Genomic DNA, 22490 nt, shown 5'->3' with positions numbered 1-22490 from the left:
CCGCCCTGACAACCCCTGGGGAAAAGCGCGAATGACCACGCCCGCTCCGGCACAGCGAACCGTAAATCTGGCGATTACCGGCGCTTCCGGCGCCCAGTACGCATTGCGTCTGCTGCAATGCCTGGTGGCGGCCGGGTGCCGTGTGCATGTCATGGTCAGCCGGGCCGCACAGGTGGTTATCGCCACCGAGACAGACCTGAAATTGCCGGGGGCGCCGCCGGCCATGCAGGAATGCCTGACGGAATTTTCCGGTGCTGAGCCGGGCCAGGTGCTGGTTTTCGGCCGGGAGGACTGGTTTGCGCCGCCGGCCTCCGGTTCCGGCGAAAAGGCTCCCCTGGTGATCTGCCCCTGCAGCACTGGGACCCTGTCGGCCCTGGCCACCGGTGCAAGCAACAACCTGATCGAGCGGGCGGGGGATGTTGCCCTCAAGGAACGGCGCCAGTTGATTCTGGTGCCCCGGGAGGCGCCATACTCGGAAGTGCATCTGGAGAATATGCTGCGCCTGACCAGGATGGGCGCGGTGGTCATGCCGGCCAGCCCCGGCTTCTATCACAAGCCCCAATCTATCCAGGATCTGGTGGATTTTGTGGTTGCACGCCTGCTGGACCACCTGGACCTGCCGCAGGATCTGATGCCCCGATGGGGCGAGGCCCGGGTAGACGCCAAGCAGCCCCGCTGAAGCGCTTTCGGGCCGATGGTTTTGGTCAGCGCGATTGATGGTTTTCATCATTGAGCGAAACCGGCCAGCGGCCGAGACTTGGTGAACGACAATCACAACACACGTCATTCACCGAGGTTCACCATGATTCCACGTACCGTTTTCGACGCCGACCTGGAAGGCTTCCGCGATTCCGTTCGCAAGTTCCTGGAACAGGAGGCTGCGCCCTATCATGATCAGTGGGAAAAAGACGGCCAGGTCAGCCGTGAACTTTGGCAGAAGGCCGGTGAGCTCGGTTTCCTGTGCCCGACCACCCCGGAAGAGTATGGTGGTGTGGGGGCGGATTTCCGCTACAGCGCTGTTGTCATCGAGGAAATTTCCCGTGCCGGGCTGTCCGGTATCGGCTGGGGTCTGCACTCGGACATTGTGGCTCCCTATATCCTGAATTACGGCTCGGAGGAGCAGAAGCAGAAATATCTGCCCAAACTGGTCTCCGGTGAGATGATCGGCGCCATCGCGATGACCGAGCCCGGGGCCGGTTCCGACCTGCAGGGCGTCAAAACCACCGCCATCAAAAGCGGGGATCACTATACCCTGAACGGCTCCAAGACCTTCATCACCAACGGCCAGCTGGCGGACCTGGTGATTGTGGTGGCCAAGACCGATCCGAAGGAGGGGGCCAAGGGCACCAGCCTGTTACTGGTTGAGACTGCCTGGGAAGGTTTCGAGAAGGGACAGAATCTGAACAAGGTGGGCATGAAGGCCCAGGATACCTCCGAACTGTTCTTCCAGGACGTCAAAGTACCGGCAGAAAACCTGCTCGGTTCCATGGAAGGGCAGGGCTTCTTCCAGCTGATGCAGGAGCTGCCCGCCGAGCGTCTACAGGTGGCCCTCGCCGCGGTGGCGGCAGCGGAGGCGGCCTGGCAGTGGACCCTGGATTACGTCAAGGAGCGCAAGGCCTTCGGCAAGCCGGTGATTGCCTTCCAGAACACCCGCTTCAAGCTGGCGGAGCTGAAGGCCGAGATCACCGCAGCCCGGGTATTTACCGATCGCTGCCTGGAATTGCATCTGGAGAAGAAGCTGGATATCCCCACGGCGGCCATGCTCAAGCAGCACACCACGGATCTCCAGTGCAAGGTCATGGACGAGTGTGTTCAGCTTCACGGTGGCTATGGCTACATGTGGGAATACCCGATTGCCCGTGCCTGGGCCGACTCCCGCGTGCAGCGTATCTATGCCGGCACCAATGAAATCATGAAGGAAATCGTTGCCCGTTCGTTCTGACAGGCTCAGGCCCCCGCCGAGCCTGCGCCGGCGGGGCGCCCAGTTACCAATCTTTACAAATTGCCAAGCCTGTCAAGGTCTCCCTCGGTAACATTCACTAAAGTAGCGGCACACCTCTGATAACAATAAACGGTTGCCGCGATGACACGCCTGGAATGCTTACCCGTTGCACTGCTGACGCTTACTCTGGCTGGTTGTGGTCAGGAGTCGGATACCCTGCCTGTGGATGGAAGGGATTTGGATGGGGTGTCGTATTCCGAGCCGACACCCTATTCGGGGAAGGTTATTGACGGTTACCTGACCCATGCCCGGGTGTGGCTGGATATGGATGGCGACAGTCAGTACACCCCCGGACCGATGGAAATCGAGCTGGAGAACGGCAACACTGCGGTGCTCGAATCCGGTGAGCCTACCGCCATGAGCGGGCAGGGCGGTGAGTTTTCACTTGATGTGGCAGAGCTGGATCTTCCTCCGGAGGTTGGCCCCGACCTGGACCCGAGAGATTATCCTCTCTATGCGATAGCGTTACCCGGAAAAACCCTGGATCAGACTTGGCAAGGCGACGTGCCGGTGGCTCGGGCATTTCTGATGTCCGCGGCGTCCGGGGTCCGGAATATCACGCCGCTTACCACGCTGGCCCGTTACCGCAGCCTGTTTGGTCTGGGCTCTTATCTGGAGGCCCCCGAAGACCTCGCCGGCAGTCTGGCCGGTCTCAACCTGATGGCGGATTACGTGTTATCAGGCGACGAGCGTGCCCATGCCTATGCCCGGGCCTTGGCCAGGTTCATGGCCAGCCAGATTCCCGATGATTACAACGAGGCGCTGAGTAGGCCAGATAGTGATGGTACTGAGCGTTCTCTGCGAAATGCCCGGCAGGCAGTGTATATGCTCGGTATATCTCTGGTGCAGAACGCCCCGTCGGTGATTGCAGTAGTGGATGAGGCCGCCGGCGGTGATTACGCCAATGCCGATGTGGATGCTCTTTCCTTGCCGGAGGTGCCTCTGGAACTGAGTGACCCGGTTCTGCTGACCCACCAGCGTATCCTGGCCCAGCCCGAAAGTGACCAGAACCTGCCGGTCAGTGCCTCCAGCCTGATGGTGTCCTCCGAACTCTTCTACGATTACTCCGAAGCGGGTCAGTTGTTGTCGGTATCGGCTGAAGGGTGCCTCGCGCCGTCCATGCCGGAGCTTGCCCGGCTGATTAACGTGAATGGGCTGATGTACCAGCTTGGCAGCCAGTGGCGGCCCTCGGTATCACTCTCCCCCCAGAGCCGGATGGCCTATGAAGCGGAAGGGGTCGACGAGCGCCTTATTTTCGACTGGGATAGCCAGCGGATCTATTTCGAGACTTCTACAACCTGCCATGAACATGAAGGTGTTTCGGCGGGCTCCACGGAGCTGTCGGGGAACCCGGAGGTGATTTATCGTTGGCAGAAGACTGACAACGCAGTCTCTGAGCTGATCGCGGAGATTCCGCAGTGGGACGGTTCTGCCCTGATTCGGAAGCTGGTGCCGAAGGCCGGGAGTGCTCCCGAGGATTTTGATGGTTTTGTCCTGAGTGAGGGTGGGGCGGAAGTAGCCTCTCTGTTGGTCGGCGCAGAGACAACCTGCAATCCCGATATCGAGGCTGCAGGAATGGATCAGGTGGTCACTACGCAGTACGCCTATGAAATCTCCGGCGTCGAGCCCCAGCCTGCCAATTTTGTCGAGCTGGCACTGGAATATGATACTCGTCCAGTTGAGGGGGGAGCGGAGGGTGATTCGGTAAGCCGGTTGCTGCGTTATGCCTTTCTGGATCCAGCTTTGTCGGATCTGGCCAATGTCGATGCCGGATCCGGTTTTCAGTGGGCGATGTACTACCCGGCGACTCGGGACCCGGAGACTCCCGATCTGATCCGGGAAGCCTACCTCACCAACTATAGCGGTGCTCGAGAGTGCGGAAGGGAATTCGAGGAGACGACTTCTTCCGCCTACGCCAAAGTGGAGTACAGCTATCAGGCGCTGTCGGAATACTTGCTCGGGCTGCTTGACTGAGAGGGATGGATGTCGGGCTTGTGACGTGGGGCGTTGACCGGTCAGTGCATAAAATACAAAAATCCAGGCGCAACAAAGTTGTTCTGGTTGGATGTGATCACGGAGTCTCGGGGATTTTCAGGCCACTTCCTGGGGAAGGAAGTGGTGCCGAGGAGAGGACTTGAACCTCCACGGGGTTGCCCCCACTAGCACCTGAAGCTAGCGCGTCTACCAATTTCGCCACCTCGGCAGATGACTTGCAACGTTAGCTATGTTACTGAATTCGCTTCTGAATTCAAGCTTTTCGTCGCTGGCTGAGGTGCGTCCCTCAACCGATGGCGCGTACTTTAATGATTCCCCCTGACGCTGTCAAACACTTTTTCCAAAAAAGTTTCGGTGGTATTTGTGCCTATCAAATGGTCCCTTGTTAGGCAGCATTGCCATACCAACGTTATACTGCATCAAAATGCAAATTCCGCCGCGCCGATGCGGCTCAAGAACAAGGATCCGAATGGTTTCCAGGAAGAAAGACAAAGGTGATCCTCACGCCGACCGTGAGGCCCAGAAATACGACAACCCCATCCAGAGCCGGGAATTCATACTCAAGCACCTGAAGGACCGGGGGGCGCCAGCCACCCACGAAACCCTTTGTGAGGAGTTGGGGCAAACCTCGCCGGAAGGTATTGAGGCCTTGCGCCGCCGGCTGATTGCCATGTGCCGGGACGGACAGATGATCTGTAACCGCCGTGGTGCCTACCTGCCCATCGAAGAGGCGGATCTGGTTACCGGCAAGGTTACCGGCCACAAAGATGGCTTCGGCTTCCTGATTCCCGATGATGGCGGATCGGACCTGTTCCTCACGGCCCGGCAGATGCGCCAGGTGTTCCATGGCGACCGGGTTGCGGCTCGCGTGGACCGCGTCGATGACCGCGGACGCCGTGAGGGCAAGATCGTCGAAGTGCTTGAGCGCAACACCAGCCAGATTGTTGGCCGGTTTTTCCGGGAGAGCGGCATCAGTTTCGTGGTGCCGGAGAATGCCCGCATCAATCACGAGATACTGGTGCCGGAGGAGCACGTTGGTGAGGCCTACCAGGGCCAGTACGTCGTGGTGGAGATCCTGCGTCATCCCACCGTCCGTACCCAGCCATTAGGCAAGGTGATTGAAATTCTCGGCGAGCACATGGCGCCGGGCATGGAAATCGACGTGGCCATCCGCTCCTACGAGATTCCCCATAGCTGGCCGCCCTCCGTTGGTGAGCAGGCTGCCGCCATCCCCGCGGAAGTGGAAGAGAAGGACAAACAGAACCGGGTGGATATCCGGCATCTGCCGCTGGTGACGATTGATGGCGAGGATGCCCGGGACTTTGATGATGCCATCTACTGTGAGCCCCGCCCTCGCGGGGGCTTCCGCCTGCTGGTGGCGATTGCCGACGTGTCCCACTACGTCCGTCCGGGTACGCCGCTGGATGAAGAGGCGCTGAACCGGGGTAATTCCGTATACTTCCCGGACCATGTGGTTCCAATGCTTCCGGAGAAACTGTCCAATGGCCTGTGCTCCCTGAACCCGGGCGTGGACCGTCTGTGCATGGTGGCGGATATGACACTCAGCGCCAACGGTCGCATCAGTGGTTACAGCTTTTATCAGGCGGTGATGCACAGTCACGCCCGGCTGACCTACAACAAGGTCAGTGACATTCTGGAACGTCCGGATTCCGAGCCCGGCTACCGCTTGAGCCAGCAATACTCCGAAGTACTGCCGCAGCTCTATAATCTCTACGAGCTCTACAAGCTGCTGCGCTGGGCTCGCACCGAACGGGGTGCGATTGATTTCGAGACCACCGAAACCCGGATCATTTTCGATGCCAATCGCAAGATCGAGGAAATTGTTCCGGTTCACCGCAACGACGCCCACAAGATTGTCGAAGAGTGCATGCTGTGTGCCAACGTGGCGACGGCGCGTTTCCTGAAGAAGCACAGTACTCCGGCCCTGTACCGGGTACATGAAGGCCCCTCGGAAGAGCGGCTGGCAGCACTCCGGCTGTTCCTGGGCGAGCTCGGGTTGCAGCTGCGCGGTGGCGACAAGCCGACGTCCGCGGATTACCAGGAGCTGTTGTCCCAGATTGCCGATCGCCCGGATGCCGATGTGATCCAGACCGTGATGCTGCGCTCCCTCAGCCAGGCGGTATACAGCCCGGAGGAGAGTGGTCACTTCGGTCTGGGCTTTGCCAGCTACGCCCACTTCACCTCACCGATCCGGCGTTACCCGGACCTGATTGTGCACCGGGCCATCAAGTCCCGGATCCACAATCCCGAGGTCAAGAAGGATGTGGTCACGCCTCCGGTCACCGATCCGGAACTGGCGGAATATCCCTACGATTATGCCCGCCTGGAACAGCTGGGCGAGCATACCTCCATGACCGAGCGGCGCGCTGATGATGCCACCCGGGATGTCATGGCCTGGCTCAAGTGCGAGTTCCTCAAGGATCACGTGGGCGAGGAATACAACGGCGTGATTTCCGCGGTGGTGCCCTTCGGCTTCTTTGTGGCTCTGGAGGACATCTATATCGAAGGCCTGGTGCATGTCTCCACCCTCAGTGGCGATTACTTCCACCATGACTCCGCCAAGCACCGGATGATCGGTGAACGCACGGCCGTGAGCTTCCGGCTCGGGGACGATGTCCGGGTGCGCGTTGCCCGTGTGGGCCTGGAAGATCGCAAGATTGATCTGGAGCTGGTGAGTCAGCCAAGGCGACGCCAGGCGGACCGGGACGCGCTGGATATGTCCCGTCGCGAGGAGCGCGGAAAAGGTAAGGGTAAGGGCCGCGGTGCAGGTGGCAAGAAAGCCGCCCGGGGCCGGAGCAAGGGTAAGGGCCAGCAGGGCAGTGCCAAGCAGAAGCTGGCTGCCGAAGCCGCCCGCGAAGCCGGGAAGAAGTCCGGCAAGTCCGGACAGGCCGGATCCGGCAAGAAACCCAGGCGTAGAACCCGGAAGTGAGTTCTGAACAGTAACCCGTAACCAGGATCAGAATCAGTGTCCCAGGAATTTGTATTCGGGTGGCACGCGGTTGAGGCAGTCCTCAAGCGCGAGCCGGAAAGATTGCAGCAGGTCTGGATCCAGACCGGGCGCCAGGATAAGCGTGTCAGGGCCATTACCGATGCACTGGACAGCCTCGGCGTGCGCTGGCAGGTGGTGCACCGCCGCGAACTCGATGAGCGGGTCGCCGGCGTTCACCAGGGTGTTGTCGCAGCCGTGTCGGAGAGTCGTGAATGGACGGAGGGTGATCTTCTGGCCCAGCTGGAAAAAAGCGACAAATCGCCGTTTCTGCTGGTGCTCGACGGCGTGACCGATCCCCATAACCTGGGGGCCTGCATGAGAACTGCGGACGCTGTGGGCATTCAGGCGGTCATCGTCCCCAAGGACAAGTCCGCGTCCCTGACCCCGGTCGCTCGCAAGGTTGCCTGTGGCGCGGCTGAAACCGTGCCGTTCGTGCGCGTGACCAATCTCGCGCGTTTCCTGAGATCCCTGCAGGAGCAGGGCGTCTGGTTGATCGGCACTGCCGGTGAGGCCAAAGCCACGCTCTATCAAGCCGATTTCAAGGGGCCGGTTGCCCTGGTAATGGGTGCCGAAGGCAAGGGTATGCGGCGGCTGACGAAAGAACACTGTGACCAGTTGATCAACATTCCCATGTTGGGGCACGTGGACAGCCTGAACGTTTCCGTCGCCACCGGCGTGTGCCTGTACGAGGCGTTGCGCCAGCGTCTTGGTTAACCCTTGCACAGAAGGCGCTGGGCGCCTAGAATACGTCACCCCTTTTTTAAGGGGTGGTTTTTTATTGCCTGAACAAATGGGCAGTAAGACTGCTGCTTTTGATCAAGCCTTTCGTTGTAAAGCCTTATTGATAAAGCAAAAAGAAACCGGCAGCCCGAGGCTGTCACCTCCTTGCTTTCATGCTCAACAGGGCGGCCAAAAGCCGCGCGGTTGAAAAAGGAAGCTGTTTAAACCGTAGGGAGAACTCATGCGTCACTACGAAATCGTATTCATGGTACATCCTGATCAGAGCGAGCAGGTGCCCGCAATGATCGAGCGTTATACCGGCGTCATCACCGAAGATGGCGGCAAGGTACATCGCCTGGAAGATTGGGGCCGTCGTCACCTGGCTTACCCGATCAACAAGATCCACAAGGCTCACTACGTCCTGATGAACGTCGAGTGTTCCCAGGCCGCTATGGACGAGCTGACTCACAACTTCCGGTTCAACGATGCCATCATCCGTGACCTGATCCTGCGTCGCGATGAAGCCGTGACCGACATGTCTCCGATGAAAGCCGCCGAGTCCCGTGAGGACCGTCGTTCAGGTGGCGAAGACCGTCCGCGTCGTTCTGCCGAGTCTGACAGCCGTCAGAAGTCCGAGTCCCAGGACGAAGAAGAGTAATTTACCGGAGTTGAGGAGTTAAGTTATGGCTCGTTTTTTCAGACGTCGTAAGTTCTGTCGTTTCACGGCAGAAGGTGTTAAAGAGATCGATTACAAGGATCTGGACACCCTGAAAGGCTACATCACTGAAACCGGCAAGATCGTGCCCAGCCGCATCACCGGCACCAAAGCACGTTATCAGCGTCAGCTGGCTACCGCTATCAAGCGTGCCCGCTACCTGGCACTGCTGCCGTATACGGACAGCCACGATCACTAAGAACAGATAGACAGGATTTGGGACCATGCGTGCACTAGCACAGTTTGTAATGCGCGGTCCCCTGCAGGCCGGCGGGGTTGCAGCAGTTACCACTGCGATACCTCTGCTGTTCTGGATAGGCGCAGCGGTGGTCGGTCTGGTGATTCTCAGGCTGGGTATCGGGCAGGGGTTGAGTATCGGCCTCTGGGCATTGCTTCCGGCACTGGGCTGGAGCTGGTTCGGGCAGGATCCCACGGCTCTGGCGGTATTGCTCCAGACAATGCTGATGGCGTATATCCTACGAACCACGCTGTCCTGGGAAAGAGCCCTCCTCGGGGGGAGCTTTCTGGCGATTGTCACGGGCCTGATGTTGCCCGTGCTCTATCCCGGTTTGCTGGACGATCTCGTTCAGGCCGGGGTGGAATTTTACGAACAGTACAACGCCGAAGTGGCCCGCACCCTCGGGAGCGATCTCGAGAAGGTGATCCGGGACACGATGAACGCCAGCATGGCGGGTACCTACCTGGCAACGGCCGTGGGTATGACGATGCTGGCCAGGGCATGGCAGGCCGGGCTTTATAACCCCGGTGGCTTCCGGAAGGAATTCCATGCCCTGCGGCTGTCGCCGGTGGTGGCAGTGTTGTGTGCGGTGACCATGTTGATTGGTCCCCTCCTGGGCCTGAATTCGATGTTGCTGGCCTGGGCTGCGGGCACACCCCTGTTCCTGGCGAGTATCGCCCTGGTTCATGGCGTTGTTGGTCGTAAACAGCTAAGCGGGAACTGGCTGGCGATGTTCTACATCGCGTTGTTGCTGCTGGGCCCAAGCCTGATGATTCTGTTAGTGGTTATGGCTTTTGTGGATAGCTGGCTGGATATCCGGGGGCGTATCAAACCTGCCGGGCCGGCTGAATAAAGCACGAAGAGGTTAACGAGATGGAAGTTATTCTGCTCGAGAAAGTTGCAAACCTTGGCTCCCTGGGTGACAAGGTAAAGGTAAAGGCCGGTTACGGTCGTAATTTCCTGCTTCCTTACGGCAAGGCCGTTCCTGCCACCGAAGCAAACCTGAAGGCGTTCGAAGAGCGTCGCGCCGAGCTTGAAAAAGCGGCTGCCGAAAAGCTGGCCGCTGCCCAGGCGCGTGCCGAGGCACTGGAAGGTGCTTCTTTCACCATCAGCTCCAAAGCCGGTGAAGAAGGCAAGCTGTTCGGTTCTATCGGTGTGCGCGACATTGCTGACGCGATCACTGCCGGTGGTACTGAAGTAGAGAAGAGCGAAGTGCGTCTGCCGGAAGGCCCGATCCGGGTGACCGGCGAGTACGACATCGAGCTTCAGCTGCACTCTGACGTTGAAGTAACCGTCAAGCTGGCGGTTGTTGCGGACTGATCCGCAGCAGGTCAACGCCAGGCCGGGGTGACCCGGCCAAGCTTGATTGAACGGGCCCGAACCGGAGACGGTTTCGGGCCCGTTTGTTTCTGGTATTCTTATCAGTTCCTGAGCTTACCCCAATCCTGAAGCGTTCTTATGGCCAAGCCCAATCTGAAACCTGCCAGTACCGACCTCGAAACCAGTCGCATCAAGGTGCCTCCGCATTCGGTGGAGGCCGAGCAGGCCGTCCTCGGTGGCCTGATGCTCGATAACCGTCGGTTCGACGAAATCGCCGAGGTCATTTCGGCTGCGGATTTTTATCGTCAGGACCATCGTCTGATCTTTGGCGCTGTCGAGCGCCTGGCCAGTGAGAGTGAGCCGCTGGATGTGGTGACCCTGGCCGAGTTTCTGGAACGGGCCGGCGACATCGAGGACGCAGGCGGTCTGTCCTACCTGGCCGAGCTGGCGGAAAAGACCCCCGGTGCCGCCAATATCCGCGCCTACGCCGACATCGTTCGCGAGCGCTCGATTCTGCGACAGCTGGTGGAAGTGTCCGGCCAGATTTCCGATTCCGCCTTCAACCCCCTGGGACGAACCAGCAACGAGATCCTGGATGAAGCGGAACGGAATGTTTTCCGGATTGCAGAATCCCGTAACAAGGAAGGTTCAGGCCCCAAGGCCATCAACCCGATCCTGACCCAGACCCTGAGCCGGATAGAGGAACTGTTCGAATCCGGGGAGCAAACCACCGGCCTGACCACCGGCTTCCGGGATCTGGATGAGAAAACCTCCGGTATGCAGCCGGCAGACCTGATCATCGTTGCGGGCCGGCCTTCCATGGGTAAGACCACCTTCGCGATGAACATCGTCGAGAATGCCCTGATCAGCACCGGTACGCCGGTACTGGTGTTCAGTATGGAGATGCCAGCGGACGCTCTGGCCATGCGTATGATCTCCTCCCTCGGGCGCATCGACCAGACCAAGGTCCGGGGCGGCAAGCTGGAGGAAGATGACTGGCCCCGGCTGACCTCCGCCGTGAGCCTGCTCAAGGACAAGCCGTTGTATATTGACGATACCCCGGGTCTGAGTCCCACGGAAATGCGTTCACGCGCCCGCCGCATCGCCCGGGAGAATGACGGAAAGCTGGGCCTGATCATGGTGGATTACCTCCAGTTGATGCGGGTGCCCGGCAACACCGAGGGGCGGACGGCGGAGATCTCCGAGATCTCCCGGTCCCTGAAGGGTATCGCCAAGGAGCTTAGTTGCCCGGTGGTGGCCCTCTCACAGCTTAACCGGAGCCTCGAGCAGCGGCCCAACAAGCGGCCGGTGAACTCGGATCTTCGGGAATCCGGTGCGATTGAGCAGGATGCCGATGTGATCATGTTCGTATACCGGGACGAGGTCTACAACGAGGATACGCCGGACAAGGGCATCGCCGAAATCATCATCGGTAAGCAGCGGAATGGTCCCATCGGTACCGTGCGGCTGGCGTTCATTGGTAAGTACACCAAGTTCGAGGACCTCGCCCACGGCGATTACAGCGATTACGGTGACGACTACTGATGCCCCGCAGCACCATCGCCCGAATCGACTTGCAGGCGCTCCGCGACAATTATGCTCTGGCCCGGAAGCTGGCCGGGAGCGCCCAGGCCATGGCCGTGGTCAAGGCCGATGGCTATGGCCACGGTATCCGTCCGGTGGCGCTGGCGCTGGCGGAAATGGCGCCCAAGTACGCCGTGGCCTGCCTGGAAGAGGCTCTGGCCATCCGTGAAGCCGGCCTCCGTCAACCAGTGGTATTGCTACAGGGCGTGCATGAAGAAGGGGATCTCGCAGGCTGCAACGTGCACGGGTTCGAGCCCGTATTGCACAGCGACGCCCAGCTGACGTGGCTGGATCGGTGCGGAGACCGGCCGGCATTCTGGGTCAAGGTGAACAGTGGCATGAATCGCCTGGGCTTCAGGCCGGCAGAACTACCCGGTGTAATGGCGACAATAGATGCCATGGGAGCCCGCCCCCGACTGCTGGGCTTTGTCACCCATTTTGCCTGTGCGGACGACGCCTCCAGTACCCGAACGGCAGAGCAGACCGAGTGTTTCGTTCAGGGCACCGCAGCCTGGCCGGAGCTGATGCGCAGCGTCGGGAACTCCGCGGCGCACTTTCTTCCTGATCAGCCCCTGTTTGACTGGAGCCGTCCGGGCATCATGCTTTATGGCGGCTCTCCGTCTCTCGGTAAGATCGGACCGGAGCTGGGCCTGAAGCCGGTGATGACGCTGGAGGCCCCCTTGATCAGTACGCGGATTGTGAAGGCAGGGGAGGCCGTCGGCTATGGTTCGAGCTGGGTAGCGGAACAGGACACCCTGATGGGTATGGTGGCTATCGGCTACGGCGACGGTTATCCGAGGCACGCCGGCACCAACACTCCCGCCGCAGTCGGTGGCCGGCGCATCCGGCTGATCGGCAGGGTGTCGATGGATATGCTGGCCGTGGATCTCACCAACGCGCCGGACGCCCGGCCCGGTGACACGGTGGAGTTGTGGGGCGAGACGATAGCCGTGGATGAGGTGGCGGCCTGTGCCGGCACCATCTCCTATGAACTGATGACCGGTGTCACCGCCCGGGTGCCGCGGGAATACCGCTAACGCCCGGCCCCAGCTCAGCCTGCTTCCGGTTCGTGAATGATCTCCTCGATGAAGTCGAGGATGGCCGCGAGGCTGCGGTCGTCCAGTTTTTTCAGTACCTTGTGGACGACCATCTTGCTGCCCTTGAGCATACTGCTGATGCCCATTTTGGCCATGCCCAGCATCATGCTGCTGGCCTTGAGTCGGCGAAGGGGTTCCAGGAAGAAGAAGTCCAGGCCTTCCTCGGTCATTTCGACGATCAGCTCGTAGAGCTTGTCGATTGCTTCTTTATCGGCCTTGCCGCGTTCGCGGAGTTCACCCACGGTGTACAATGCACGGGTTCGGAGTTCGTCCGGTATCGGCGCAACAATATGGCTCTGTTGTTTCAGCATGTGGCTTCCCGTTGTTGTATGCTCTTGAAAGAGATAGCAAAGATATAAGACGCTGGCGTGTCAGGCCGAGTGTTATTCTAAGAGGCCCGGCCAACAAACCATTGGCCTTACCGTTTCGGGCCGTCCGTCACCCAAGTGAAAACCTGGAGGCATTGATTCCTCGTGCACGTACTTGTTGTCCATGACTACGGCCCCCTGGGGAAAGTCCTGCTGGAGCGCCTGCGGGAAACCCACCTGCAGATCAGTCCGCTGCTGGTCAGTGACGCCGCCAGTGCCGATCTCAATGCCCTGGATAACTGGATTCCCGAAGACACCGACCTGATCGTCAACGCCCTGTGGCTGGCGGACCCGGAAGTCGCGCAGAAGGCCCCTGAGGATACCCACAAGGCAGCGTTCTCGTTGCCCGTCGCCATGGCCGAGCATGCTCGGGAGCATGGTATCGCCCTGTTCCAGCTGTCCTCCTGCTATGTGTTCGATGGTCGGAAGCAGAGCGGCTACATCACGTCCAATCCGGGCCAGCCGATGAACGAGCTGGGGAACTGGCAATGGGAGTGTGAGCAGGCGTTACGTTCGTTGCTCCCCAGGCACATCATTCTGCGCACTGGCTGGAGCCTGGTGCGGTTCATTCGCAAGGTGCAGGCCAGCACAGCCGCCGGAGAGACCCTGTCGCTACCTGGGCGGTGTCGGGGGCAGCCGGTTGCCGTCAAGGACCTGGCGCGGGTCATGACTGCGGTCATTCTGCAGCTGGATTGTGGTGCCGAGGTTTGGGGTACTTACCAGTATGCCGGTGCCGAAGAAATCAACCTCTATGAGCTGGGGCTGGCCATCGCAGGTTTGCCGGGCATTCCCGAGGGAATACGGGTGGTTGATGAGGTCCCGGACTGGGGCCATCTGGAGCCGGTGAATACCACGATGATCTGTACCAAGATCCGCAATACCTTCGGTATCAAACAGCAGCCTTGGCGGTCAGGGCTGGTGGAGGAGCTGGCGATGCTGAAGAACCGGGAAGGGAAGGAGACGACGGAGACAGCCGGGTAGGTTGAAGATAGCGTCAATGAAAATGGGGTCAGAAGAAGGCTTTCTTCTGACCCCGTCTTGGATCTTCTGACCCTGCGTTAACCGTCTGACTAGCAACCCTGGCGGGAAAACTCCCGGGTCACCGTCTGCAGGGCTTCCACGTCCAGTAGCTCCACTTCCCGGCCGCGGGCGCGGATCAGACCCTGGTTCTGGAAACGGGTAAACACGCGGCTGACGGTCTCCACCGCCAGGCCCAGAAAGTTGGCGATGTCATTCCTGGCCATCGGGAGGCTGAAATTGGTCGGCGACAGCCGGCGGCGCTGGAAGCGGCTTGACAGGGATAGCAGCAGGGCGGCGATTCGCTCCTCTGCTGTATTCTTGCTCAGCAGCATGGCCAGCTGATGGCTGTTCTGGATCTCCTGGCTCATCAGGTGGTACATGTGGTGCTGCAGTTCCGGCATCTTGCCGGTCAGTTCTTCCAGTTTCTCAATCGGAAACTCGCAGATACTGGTGCGTTCCAGGGCCTTGGCCGTGCAGGCATAGGTCTCGCCGCTCATGCTGTCCAGTCCTACCAGTTCACCTGGCATGAAAAAGCCTGTGACCTGTTCTTCACCACCTTCGGTAATGATGGATGTCTTGATAGAACCGCTCTTTACCGCAAAACAGGAGCGGAATGGAGTGCTCTGATCAAAGATGTGCTCACCGCGATTGAAGATACGTCCCTGCTGGACGATGTCTTCCAGGCGCTCGAGTTCGTTTTCTTCAATGGCCAGAGGCAGACAGAGGTTGCTCAGACTGCACTGGTGACACGAGGCTTTGAGGGGCGAGTTCTTACGAATGGGGATTGCTTGCGCCATAGCGGATGAACCGTCCAAATTGATCCATATCAACCTCGTACCTTAATACGTACAGAGCCTTTTGCCAATGATCAATCGCATGGCGGGCCAAAAAATTATGCGTGGTGGCGGCCCTGAAGCCGCCACCACTGGCAGTCAGACCTTTTCGAAGATCAAGGACGCGTTGGTGCCGCCGAAGCCGAAGCTGTTCGACATCACGCAATCCAGCGACATATCCCGGGCCTCGGGGCCCACAATCGGCAGATCCCGGATCTTTTCATCGGCATCGAGCAGGTTCTTTGTGCCGGCTGCGAAACCGTGCTGCAACATCAGCAGCGAATAGATCGCTTCCTGAACCCCGGCGGCACCGAGTGAGTGCCCGGACAGGGATTTGGTGGAGGAGATGGCCGGAATCTCGCTGCCAAAGGTGTTCTTCACCGCGCCCATTTCTGCGACATCGCCCACCGGGGTGCTGGTACCGTGGGCATTGATGTACTGAACCTTGCCACGGATGGTGGCCATGGCCTGTTCCATGCAGCGCTGGGCGCCTTCACCGGAGGGGGCAACCATGTCGTAACCGTCGGAGGTGGCTCCGTACCCGGTCAGCTCAGCAAGGATATTGGCACCGCGTTTTTTCGCGTGCTCGTATTCCTCAAGCACCACCATGCCACCGCCACCGGCGATGACAAAACCGTCACGGCCGCTGTCGAACGGGCGCGAAGCGGTCTCCGGAGCGTCATTGTACTTGGTGGAGAGCGCACCCATGGCATCGAACATCATGGTGAGGCTCCAGTCCTCCTCTTCACCGCCGCCGGCGAACACGATGTCCTGCTTGCCGGACTGGATCTGCTCCATGCCGTGACCGATACAGTGGGCGCTCGTGGCGCAGGCTGAGGACATGGAGTAGTTCACACCACGGATCTTGTAGGCGGTGGCCAGGCAGGCAGAGACGGTGCTGGTCATGATGCGGGGCACCATGTATGGCCCGATGCGCTTCACACCGCGCTCACGCATCGTATCTGTGGCTTCCACCTGACTGGAGCAGGAGGCGCCGCCGGATCCTGCGATCAGGCCGGTGCGGTCATTGGAGATCTGGTCCCCGCTCAGACCGGCCTGGGCAATGGCCTGCTCCATCGCCAGATAGCTGTACATGGCGGCAGGCCCCATGAACCGGCGCACCTTGCGATCGATCACCGAGGTGTCTACGTCAACAGAGCCGGAAACCTGGCTGCGGAAACCCTTGTCTTTGTAGGTTTCATTGAAACGAATCCCGGATTTGCCGTTTTTCAGGCTGTCCAGGACCTCTTCCAGGGAATTTCCCAGGCAGGAAACGATACCCATACCAGTGACGACGACGCGTCTCATGCTCTTCCTCCTTCAGCGGCCGCCGATCAGCGAGCCAGCAAAACATTGACAATATTTGACAGTGTAGGCCCTTTGTCGCCCGGGTTATATTTGACCTTGGTACGGGGGAGCTCAAATTTTCATTTTTTCTCTGCCTTGCGGGCCTCTTCCTCGGCAGCAATCCGGGCTTCCTGTTCAACCATTTCCGGCGTTTCCAGGGAAATCCGCCCCAGGGTGCCGGAGCGGAATTCATTGAGTAACACCTCGGCCACCTTGTGCAGGTCCGGTATGCCGCCGCGGGCAAAAAACCTTCGTTTTTCGGCAATTGCGTCCATCAGGCCGATACCGTCCGCTGGTAATTCGTCGAGACCATAGCGGGTCCGGACGAGTTCCGGATAGGACTCAAGCAGGTAATCCGCCTCGAAAAGAGCAACGTCCTCGAAATCCAGTACGGCACTCCGAATGGCGCCGGTGATGGCCAGGCGATAGCCACAGGCCTCCGGCGACAGCTTGGGCCACAGAAAGCCCGGGGTGTCATACAGCAGGATGTTACCCGGCAACTTGATGGCCTGCTGGGCCCGGGTCACTGCCGGCTCGTTGCCTGTTTTCGCCACCGGTCGACCCGCCAGGGTATTGATGATGGTGGATTTGCCGACATTGGGGATGCCCAGGATCATCACTCTCAGGGCACTTTTCTGGCGATCGTGGTCCGGGGTCATTTCCTCCGCCAGCTTGAGGATGTCCAGGGCCTCGCCACGCTGGTTGTGAGTCAGGGTGATGGCACGGACGCCGCGCTCCTTCTCCAGCCACGCCTGCCAGCGCTCGGTGATCACCGGGTCTGCCAGATCCCGTTTGTTCAGGACCTTGATCAGAGGAGTATCGCCGCGCAGGGACGGAACCAGCGGGTTTTCGCTGCTGAAAGGGATGCGCGCATCCAGGACCTCGATAATGAGGTCCATCTGGGGCATGACCTTCTTGATCTCCTTGCGGGCCTTGTGCATGTGCCCTGGAAACCAGTTAATTGCCATCTTTTGTACTCCGGCCGTGTTCAATCGGCGCCATTATGAAGGGGAATGGATAAAGTTTCACATTTCATTGAGTCCGCGTGTGTGGCGGGCTGAGGGGAAGTCGGATGAGACGTGTGTATAAAAAGGGGGGATATCGGGATGAAATCCTCGGTCCGGATGTTTTAGGGTGTAACACCTGAATCGTGAAATTTACGACTGTTGGTGGTTTTCTGGTAGTGGCCACCCCAATAACGGAGATGTTTATGAAGCTTGTAAAGTTCCTGGGAACTGCCCTCGTGGCACTGACTCTCTCTGCCCCGACCTTCGCCCAGCAGGCGGCTGGTGGACAGCCGGACCAGGTAGATCAGCTGGCACAGATGGTCGGTCTGTCCGATGATCAGCAGACCGAGATCCGCGCCATTCTCGAAGATATGCAGGGTAAGATCGGTGAGTTGCGCCAGGAAGCCCAACAGATCCAGCAGCAGATGCAGGCAGAGATCAAGGCTGACTATGACGAATCAGCGATCCGTGAAAACGCCGAGGAACTGGGTGACCTGACCGGTGAGATCGCCGCACTCTCCACCCTGATGCAGGCCAAGGTGGACAGCGTGTTTACCCAGGAGCAGCGTGACGAGCTGGACAAGCGCATGCGCCAGATGCAGCAGCAGATGCAACAGCAGCGTCAGATGCAACAGCAGATGCAGCAGCAACAGCAAGGCCAGTAATCCCGGCCCAAAACCCTGGCCAGGGAGTATCCCGGCCGGGGTTAGCATAAAAAATCCCCCGTCGGAGCCGTCCGCACGGGGGATTTTTTCGTAAGGGGCGGCCGTCAGTCGACAGCTTTTACCGGAATCTGCATGGCATTGTCTGGCTTCGGGACTTCCGGTACGGCCAGGCCAAGGTTGTTCTTGTCGAAGACCTTGTCGGCGCGATAGCTGGAGCGCACCATCGGGCCGGACGGAACTTCCATGAAACCTTTTTCCAGACCGATTTCACGGTAGCGGTTGAACTCCTCGGGGGTGACGTAACGCTCCACCGGCAGATGGTTCGGGGTGGGGCGCAGGTACTGGCCGAGGGTGAGGATGTCGACACCGATCGCACGCAGGTCATCCATGGTCTCGAGAATTTCCTCTTCGGTCTCGCCCAGGCCCAGCATCAGGCTGGTCTTGGTGAGAACATCGGGCCGGTGCTTCTTGGCGTGGGCCAGCACGCTCAGGGTTTTCTCATAGCCGGCCCGCGGGTCACGCACATGGCTGGTCAGGCGTTTGACCGTTTCCACGTTCTGGGCGAATACGTCCAGCCCGGAATCCACGACCCTTTCCACGTCGCTCATCACCGCGTCGAAATCAGGGGTCAGGGCTTCCACGGCCACTTCCGGGGTGCGCTGTTTGATTGCGGCCACGCAGGCGGCGTAGTGGGCAGCACCGCCATCGTCCAGGTCATCCCGGTCGACGGAGGTCAGCACGATATAGCGCAGGCCCATCAGTTCCACCGACTTGGCGGTGTTCTCGGGTTCGTCCGGGTCCAGCCAACCTTTGGGATTGCCGGTATCCACCGCGCAGAACTTGCAGGCCCGGGTGCACACCGAGCCCATCACCATGATGGTGGCAGTACCATTGGTCCAGCATTCGCCGATGTTCGGGCAATGGGATTCCTGGCACACAGTGCTCAGCCGATGTTCGCTGACATTGCGGCGCACCGCATCATAGCGCTCGCCGCCGGGCATACGTGCCCGCAACCACTTGGGCTTGCGCTCCACCGGCTTTTCTTCCGTGCTTGCGGAGGAGGTGCGTTTGACGCCGTCCTTGATGGCGGAGAATCCATGCTCGCTGCGGAATTTGGTACCACTGGTGACGCGGGGCTTTGCGCTTTCGCTCATTGACCGGAAACTCTCATATGAAAGGTATGGAGAACTCTAAAGATTAAAGCGAGGAGGGCGCAGTTACAAGGCGGGTACGGGCAATCACGGGGTGTCCGGGCACGACATTGGTCGTACCCGGATGAGATAGATCAAGCCTGGGATTTCTCCAGGGCCTGGGTGATGTCGGCAATGATGTCATCGGCGTGTTCAATGCCAATGGACAGGCGTACCAGGTCCTCGCTGACACCCGCGCTCTTCAGCTCCTCGGGGTTCAGCTGACGGTGCGTGGTGGTGGCCGGATGACAGGCCAGGGACTTGGCATCGCCGATGTTCACCAGGCGCAGGATCATGTCCAGGGCGTCGATGAATTTCGCGCCGGCGTCACGGCCACCCTTGATGCCGAAGCTAAGGATACCGGAAGCCTTGCCCCCGCAAATCTTGTCACAAGTGGCCTTGTAGGGGCTGTTGGCCAGGCCGGCATAGTTCACCCATTCCACGGCGGGATGATCCTGCAGGAACTGTGCAACCTTCTCGGCATTCTCGCAGTGGCGTTCCATGCGCAGCGCCAGGGTCTCCAGGCCCTGCATGATCAGGAAGGCATTGAAAGGCGACAGCGCCGAACCGGTGTTGCGCAGCGGCACCACCCGGCAGCGACCGATAAAGGCAGCCTCGCCCAGCGCTTCGGTGTAGACCACGCCGTGGTAGGAAGGATCCGGTTCGTTCATCATGGGGAACTTGTCGGCACTGGCTTTCCAGTCAAACTTGCCGGAATCCACCACCACACCGGCAACCGTGGTGCCGTGGCCGCCGATGTACTTGGTCAGGGAGTGGATCACGATGTCGGCGCCGTGCTCGAACGGGCGGCACAGGAATGGGGTCGCTACGGTGTTATCCACGATCAGCGGAATACCGTGTTTGTGGGCAATCTCGGCCCACTTCTGGATGTCCACCACGTTGCCCGCCGGGTTGCCGATGGATTCGCAGAACAGGGCCCGGGTCTGGACGTCGATGGCATTCTCGACGGCCTCGAAATCGTCATGGGGCACCATCTTGCACTCGATGCCCTGGTTGGGCAGGGAGTGGGCGAACAGGTTGTAGGTGCCGCCATAGAGCTGGCTGGTGCTGACGATGTTGTTGCCGACTTTGCAGATGGTTTGCAGGGCGTAAGTGATTGCCGCCATGCCGGAGGCCACGGCGAGGGCGCCAATACCGCCTTCCAGGGCTGCCATCCGCTCTTCGAGCACCGCATTGGTGGGATTCATGATGCGGGTGTAGATGTTGCCCTGGACCTTCAGGTCAAACAGGTCGGCACCGTGCTGGGTGTCGTCGAAGGTGTAGGAGGTGGTCTGGTAGATCGGAGTGGTGGCCGCCTTGGTGGTCGGGTCGCTCTTGAAGCCTGCGTGAAGGGCGAGAGTTTCCGGTTTCATCGCAACATTCCTTGCTGGTGGATTATTCTTGATTGGATCGGGACACCGAGTATGCCATAGGTAGTGGAACCGGAGCACAGTTCCAAACCTCATATGGTTATAAGGCGAATGTGTTCGTAGGTGACAGCTGACCTCCCGGCCGATGACACCCGGAAGCTCGCGTCGATATCCGGCCTTTCTATACCAGTGCTCCATGTACCATGGCCCGGAGTTCCTGTCGGACCGAGTAGGACGACGAGGGCATCAGCTGGGTCATGAAGATCATCACCATATCCTCACACGGGTCCACGAAGAAGTTGGTACTGGCCAGGCCGCCCCAGCCAAACTCACCTTCGGAGCCGTTGCTCAGGGACTTCGCCACATCCGTTTTCACGGAGAACCCGAGCCCGAACCCGCTGCCCTCGTAGGGCGTCTCGCTGAATCCACCAATGGACAGTGCTGGAAGGTCCTGGTTGCCGGGCAGATGGTTCCGGCGCATGAACTCCAGGGTCTTGCGGCCAATAATCCGCTGGCCGCGGTATTCGCCTCCCTGGCACAAGGCCTGGGCAAAACTGTGGTAATCGTCGATGGTGGAGACCAGACCGCCACCGCCGGACAGGAACCTGGGTGGTCTGGTGAACCTGGAGCGCTCCGGGTCGTCCTGGAGTTTCATGGTGTCACCCGGCTGGTGCAGGTAGCAGGCGGCAAAGCGGTCCAGCTGATCCGGCCGGACCTGGAAGCCGGTATCCACCATGCCCAGGGGTGAAAAAATATGCTCTCGGAAGTAGTCGTCCAGCGGTTTGTCGGCCAGCAGCTGGACCAGGTAGCCCACCACATCGGTTGAAACCGAGTAGTTCCATGCCGTGCCGGGCGAAAACTCCAGTGGTAGCTCGGCCAACCGGTCCAGCAGTTTGTCGAGGGTCAGAATGGAACTGCCGTCCAGCTTGAGCTGCCGGTAGGCGGCGTCGACATTGGTCCGCTCCAGAAAGCCATAGGTCAGGCCCGACATGTGGGTCAGCAGGTCCCGGATGGTCATGGTGGTTACCGCGGATTCGGTTTCGAACTCCGGATAGGTCCCACCTTTATAGACACGCAGGTCGCGCCAGGAGGGGATGTACTTGTGCACCGGGTCATCCAGCAGGAACCTTCCTTGTTCGTACAGCTGCATCATCGCAATGGACGTGACCGGCTTGGTCATGGAATAGATCCGGAACAGGGTGTCCCGCCGGGCTGGTCTGTTGCGCTCGACATCCATCAGACCCTGGGCGTTCACCCAGACAATCTGGCCATGGCGTGCGACCAGCGTCACGGCACATGGCAGTTTGCCGGGACGAATGTAATGGTCGTCAAGGTGTTGGCTGATTCGTTCCAGGCGCTCGAGCGACAGCCCAGCGACGACATCGGATTCCCGCATGGACAGATCCTGTGACTAAAAGGGGAAGCTTAATTTATTCCCGGGGATGGGAGAAGGGCTGGTATGGGTCAGGTGCGCCAGCGTCGGTCCCGGTGCCGTCCACCCAGGTTCATGGACACGAAAATGATGGTGTAGGCAACCAGGATCGAGGCGCAAATAAACAGCGCCTGGGACGGGCGTTCGGCAATAATCAGGACTGCCGGAAAGGTGATGGTCAGAACCACGGCAAGTTCCAGGAAGATCTTTTTCATGTCGCTACAGGGATACACTGGTGGAAAGGCAGGCGATTGTACCCGGAGGTCGGCCGCAGGCCATTGAGACTTTGGAATGAGAAGGTGTCAGTCCTCCTCCTCGTTGTCACGGAGCCTGGCCTGTTCCCGAAAGTAATCCTGTATGGAGCCAGAGAAGAAGATGGCCACATACGAAAGGAAGAGACCGACCGAGATTGCCAGCATTTTTAGATCAAAACCGGAAAACACCAGGGCGGAAACGAGGATCAGAATTGTGAGAAAGGCCACCTCTGTGGGAGATGTCTTCATGCGGGCTTGGTGCTCCCATCGGCATGTTGAACTTGCTCTGCCGATGATAGGGCAATTGGCCGGAGGGGATTGTC

22 protein-coding genes and 1 tRNA gene are annotated in these 22490 nt (G+C 59.5%); 13 read left to right on the top strand and 10 right to left on the bottom strand.

The features are described 5' to 3' along the window. The first annotated feature begins 31 nt into the window (after positions 1 to 31). The 3 genes from ACQUTG_RS15680 to ACQUTG_RS15670 all read left to right on the top strand — a co-directional run bounded on the left by ACQUTG_RS15680 (position 32) and on the right by ACQUTG_RS15670 (position 3976). Positions 32 to 679 (top strand): flavin prenyltransferase UbiX, encoded by a 648-nt coding sequence (locus ACQUTG_RS15680; protein ID WP_428920298.1) that lies wholly within the window; start codon positions 32 to 34, stop codon positions 677 to 679. Positions 680 to 802: 123 nt separating this feature from the next. After that, positions 803 to 1942 (top strand): acyl-CoA dehydrogenase family protein, encoded by a 1140-nt coding sequence (locus ACQUTG_RS15675; protein ID WP_428920297.1) that lies wholly within the window; start codon positions 803 to 805, stop codon positions 1940 to 1942. A gap of 141 nt (positions 1943 to 2083) precedes the next feature. Further along, positions 2084 to 3976, top strand: coding sequence for a hypothetical protein (locus tag ACQUTG_RS15670; protein ID WP_428920296.1), 1893 nt, complete (start codon positions 2084 to 2086; stop codon positions 3974 to 3976). A gap of 142 nt (positions 3977 to 4118) precedes the next feature. Here ACQUTG_RS15670 and ACQUTG_RS15665 read toward each other — a convergent pair. After that, positions 4119 to 4205 (bottom strand) — tRNA-Leu (locus ACQUTG_RS15665). A 261-nt stretch (positions 4206 to 4466) separates the two neighbouring features. On the opposite strand from ACQUTG_RS15665, the gene rnr reads away from it, so the two are divergent. From rnr to alr, 8 genes are all read left to right on the top strand, one after another. Next, on the top strand, positions 4467 to 6947 hold the full coding sequence (rnr, locus tag ACQUTG_RS15660; protein ID WP_428920295.1) for a ribonuclease R: 2481 nt from the start codon (positions 4467 to 4469) through the stop codon (positions 6945 to 6947). A 36-nt stretch (positions 6948 to 6983) separates the two neighbouring features. Continuing rightward, positions 6984 to 7721 carry a 23S rRNA (guanosine(2251)-2'-O)-methyltransferase RlmB gene (gene rlmB, locus ACQUTG_RS15655; RefSeq protein WP_428920294.1) on the top strand — a complete coding sequence of 246 codons (738 nt, stop codon included), beginning with the start codon at positions 6984 to 6986 and terminating at the stop codon, positions 7719 to 7721. Between the two features lie 247 nt (positions 7722 to 7968). After that, entirely contained in the window at positions 7969 to 8385 is a 417-nt protein-coding gene (rpsF, locus tag ACQUTG_RS15650; RefSeq protein ID WP_428920293.1) for a 30S ribosomal protein S6, read from the top strand. A 25-nt stretch (positions 8386 to 8410) separates the two neighbouring features. Next, positions 8411 to 8641, top strand: coding sequence for a 30S ribosomal protein S18 (gene rpsR, locus ACQUTG_RS15645; protein WP_008937282.1), 231 nt, complete (start codon positions 8411 to 8413; stop codon positions 8639 to 8641). A gap of 25 nt (positions 8642 to 8666) precedes the next feature. Continuing rightward, positions 8667 to 9533, top strand: a complete 867-nt coding sequence (locus ACQUTG_RS15640; protein ID WP_092005087.1) for a hypothetical protein — start codon at positions 8667 to 8669, stop codon at positions 9531 to 9533. Positions 9534 to 9553: 20 nt separating this feature from the next. Beyond that, positions 9554 to 10000, top strand: coding sequence for a 50S ribosomal protein L9 (gene rplI, locus ACQUTG_RS15635; RefSeq protein ID WP_092005084.1), 447 nt, complete (start codon positions 9554 to 9556; stop codon positions 9998 to 10000). 138 nt (positions 10001 to 10138) lie between these two features. Further along, a complete protein-coding gene (dnaB, locus tag ACQUTG_RS15630; RefSeq protein ID WP_092005082.1) occupies positions 10139 to 11545 on the top strand; it encodes a replicative DNA helicase in 1407 nt (468 codons plus the stop codon). After that, positions 11545 to 12621 carry an alanine racemase gene (alr, locus tag ACQUTG_RS15625; protein ID WP_428920292.1) on the top strand — a complete coding sequence of 359 codons (1077 nt, stop codon included), beginning with the start codon at positions 11545 to 11547 and terminating at the stop codon, positions 12619 to 12621. Before dnaB ends, alr begins: the two co-directional genes overlap by 1 nt. Before the next feature lie 14 nt (positions 12622 to 12635). Here the strand turns inward: alr and ACQUTG_RS15620 are convergent, their stop codons facing one another. Beyond that, positions 12636 to 12992, bottom strand: a complete 357-nt coding sequence (locus tag ACQUTG_RS15620) for a hypothetical protein (protein ID WP_428920291.1) — start codon at positions 12990 to 12992, stop codon at positions 12636 to 12638. 162 nt (positions 12993 to 13154) lie between these two features. Between ACQUTG_RS15620 and ACQUTG_RS15615 the strand changes: the two genes are divergently transcribed. After that, the gene (locus ACQUTG_RS15615; RefSeq protein ID WP_428920290.1) at positions 13155 to 14030 is read left to right on the top strand and encodes a sugar nucleotide-binding protein; all 876 of its coding nucleotides are present in this window, start codon (positions 13155 to 13157) and stop codon (positions 14028 to 14030) included. A gap of 89 nt (positions 14031 to 14119) precedes the next feature. Here the strand turns inward: ACQUTG_RS15615 and fnr are convergent, their stop codons facing one another. From fnr to ylqF, 3 genes are all read right to left on the bottom strand, one after another. Then, positions 14120 to 14866, bottom strand: a complete 747-nt coding sequence (gene fnr, locus ACQUTG_RS15610) for a fumarate/nitrate reduction transcriptional regulator Fnr (RefSeq protein WP_428920289.1) — start codon at positions 14864 to 14866, stop codon at positions 14120 to 14122. Between the two features lie 135 nt (positions 14867 to 15001). After that, positions 15002 to 16210: a beta-ketoacyl-ACP synthase I gene (gene fabB / locus ACQUTG_RS15605; RefSeq protein WP_428920288.1), complete on the bottom strand. Its 1209-nt coding sequence runs from the start codon at positions 16208 to 16210 to the stop codon at positions 15002 to 15004. Between the two features lie 119 nt (positions 16211 to 16329). Further along, a complete protein-coding gene (gene ylqF / locus ACQUTG_RS15600; protein WP_428920287.1) occupies positions 16330 to 17217 on the bottom strand; it encodes a ribosome biogenesis GTPase YlqF in 888 nt (295 codons plus the stop codon). A 242-nt stretch (positions 17218 to 17459) separates the two neighbouring features. Here ylqF and ACQUTG_RS15595 point away from each other — a divergent pair, with 242 nt between their 5' ends. Continuing rightward, complete coding sequence (locus ACQUTG_RS15595) at positions 17460 to 17921, top strand: Spy/CpxP family protein refolding chaperone (RefSeq protein WP_428920286.1); 462 nt, start codon at positions 17460 to 17462, stop codon at positions 17919 to 17921. A 104-nt stretch (positions 17922 to 18025) separates the two neighbouring features. On the opposite strand, the gene lipA is transcribed toward ACQUTG_RS15595, so the two are convergent. The 5 genes from lipA to ACQUTG_RS15570 all read right to left on the bottom strand — a co-directional run bounded on the left by lipA (position 18026) and on the right by ACQUTG_RS15570 (position 22416). Beyond that, the gene (lipA, locus tag ACQUTG_RS15590) at positions 18026 to 19075 is read right to left on the bottom strand and encodes a lipoyl synthase (RefSeq protein ID WP_428920285.1); all 1050 of its coding nucleotides are present in this window, start codon (positions 19073 to 19075) and stop codon (positions 18026 to 18028) included. Positions 19076 to 19206: 131 nt separating this feature from the next. After that, complete coding sequence (locus ACQUTG_RS15585) at positions 19207 to 20484, bottom strand: O-acetylhomoserine aminocarboxypropyltransferase/cysteine synthase family protein (RefSeq protein WP_428920284.1); 1278 nt, start codon at positions 20482 to 20484, stop codon at positions 19207 to 19209. 178 nt (positions 20485 to 20662) lie between these two features. Further along, the gene (locus ACQUTG_RS15580; protein ID WP_428920283.1) at positions 20663 to 21877 is read right to left on the bottom strand and encodes a serine hydrolase domain-containing protein; all 1215 of its coding nucleotides are present in this window, start codon (positions 21875 to 21877) and stop codon (positions 20663 to 20665) included. 68 nt (positions 21878 to 21945) lie between these two features. Then, positions 21946 to 22128, bottom strand: coding sequence for a hypothetical protein (locus ACQUTG_RS15575; RefSeq protein WP_428920282.1), 183 nt, complete (start codon positions 22126 to 22128; stop codon positions 21946 to 21948). 87 nt (positions 22129 to 22215) lie between these two features. Further along, a complete protein-coding gene (locus ACQUTG_RS15570; RefSeq protein WP_428920281.1) occupies positions 22216 to 22416 on the bottom strand; it encodes a hypothetical protein in 201 nt (66 codons plus the stop codon). Between the last annotated feature and the right edge of the window lie 74 nt (positions 22417 to 22490).

Origin of the sequence: Marinobacter sp. DUT-1 (assembly GCF_050379415.1) — a bacterium.
In the GTDB taxonomy this organism is placed as follows: Bacteria; Pseudomonadota; Gammaproteobacteria; order Pseudomonadales; family Oleiphilaceae; genus Marinobacter.
Note: the sequence above shows the minus strand (reverse complement) of the source record. Positions and strands in the feature narration are given on the sequence as shown.

What these genes read in the sequence shown, in the direction of transcription:
- ACQUTG_RS15680 (WP_428920298.1), top strand. Translation starts at nt 32, where the DNA reads ATGACCACGCCCGCTCCGGCACAGCGAACCGTAAATCTGGCGATTACC.
- ACQUTG_RS15675 (WP_428920297.1), top strand. Translation starts at nt 803, where the DNA reads ATGATTCCACGTACCGTTTTCGACGCCGACCTGGAAGGCTTCCGCGAT.
- ACQUTG_RS15670 (WP_428920296.1), top strand. Translation starts at nt 2,084, where the DNA reads ATGACACGCCTGGAATGCTTACCCGTTGCACTGCTGACGCTTACTCTG.
- rnr (WP_428920295.1), top strand. Translation starts at nt 4,467, where the DNA reads ATGGTTTCCAGGAAGAAAGACAAAGGTGATCCTCACGCCGACCGTGAG.
- rpsF (WP_428920293.1), top strand. Translation starts at nt 7,969, where the DNA reads ATGCGTCACTACGAAATCGTATTCATGGTACATCCTGATCAGAGCGAG.
- rpsR (WP_008937282.1), top strand. Translation starts at nt 8,411, where the DNA reads ATGGCTCGTTTTTTCAGACGTCGTAAGTTCTGTCGTTTCACGGCAGAA.
- ACQUTG_RS15640 (WP_092005087.1), top strand. Translation starts at nt 8,667, where the DNA reads ATGCGTGCACTAGCACAGTTTGTAATGCGCGGTCCCCTGCAGGCCGGC.
- rplI (WP_092005084.1), top strand. Translation starts at nt 9,554, where the DNA reads ATGGAAGTTATTCTGCTCGAGAAAGTTGCAAACCTTGGCTCCCTGGGT.
- dnaB (WP_092005082.1), top strand. Translation starts at nt 10,139, where the DNA reads ATGGCCAAGCCCAATCTGAAACCTGCCAGTACCGACCTCGAAACCAGT.
- alr (WP_428920292.1), top strand. Translation starts at nt 11,545, where the DNA reads ATGCCCCGCAGCACCATCGCCCGAATCGACTTGCAGGCGCTCCGCGAC.
- ACQUTG_RS15620 (WP_428920291.1), bottom strand. Translation starts at nt 12,992, where the DNA reads ATGCTGAAACAACAGAGCCATATTGTTGCGCCGATACCGGACGAACTC.
- fnr (WP_428920289.1), bottom strand. Translation starts at nt 14,866, where the DNA reads ATGGCGCAAGCAATCCCCATTCGTAAGAACTCGCCCCTCAAAGCCTCG.
- fabB (WP_428920288.1), bottom strand. Translation starts at nt 16,210, where the DNA reads ATGAGACGCGTCGTCGTCACTGGTATGGGTATCGTTTCCTGCCTGGGA.
- ylqF (WP_428920287.1), bottom strand. Translation starts at nt 17,217, where the DNA reads ATGGCAATTAACTGGTTTCCAGGGCACATGCACAAGGCCCGCAAGGAG.
- ACQUTG_RS15595 (WP_428920286.1), top strand. Translation starts at nt 17,460, where the DNA reads ATGAAGCTTGTAAAGTTCCTGGGAACTGCCCTCGTGGCACTGACTCTC.
- lipA (WP_428920285.1), bottom strand. Translation starts at nt 19,075, where the DNA reads ATGAGCGAAAGCGCAAAGCCCCGCGTCACCAGTGGTACCAAATTCCGC.
- ACQUTG_RS15585 (WP_428920284.1), bottom strand. Translation starts at nt 20,484, where the DNA reads ATGAAACCGGAAACTCTCGCCCTTCACGCAGGCTTCAAGAGCGACCCG.
- ACQUTG_RS15580 (WP_428920283.1), bottom strand. Translation starts at nt 21,877, where the DNA reads ATGCGGGAATCCGATGTCGTCGCTGGGCTGTCGCTCGAGCGCCTGGAA.
- ACQUTG_RS15575 (WP_428920282.1), bottom strand. Translation starts at nt 22,128, where the DNA reads ATGAAAAAGATCTTCCTGGAACTTGCCGTGGTTCTGACCATCACCTTT.
- ACQUTG_RS15570 (WP_428920281.1), bottom strand. Translation starts at nt 22,416, where the DNA reads ATGAAGACATCTCCCACAGAGGTGGCCTTTCTCACAATTCTGATCCTC.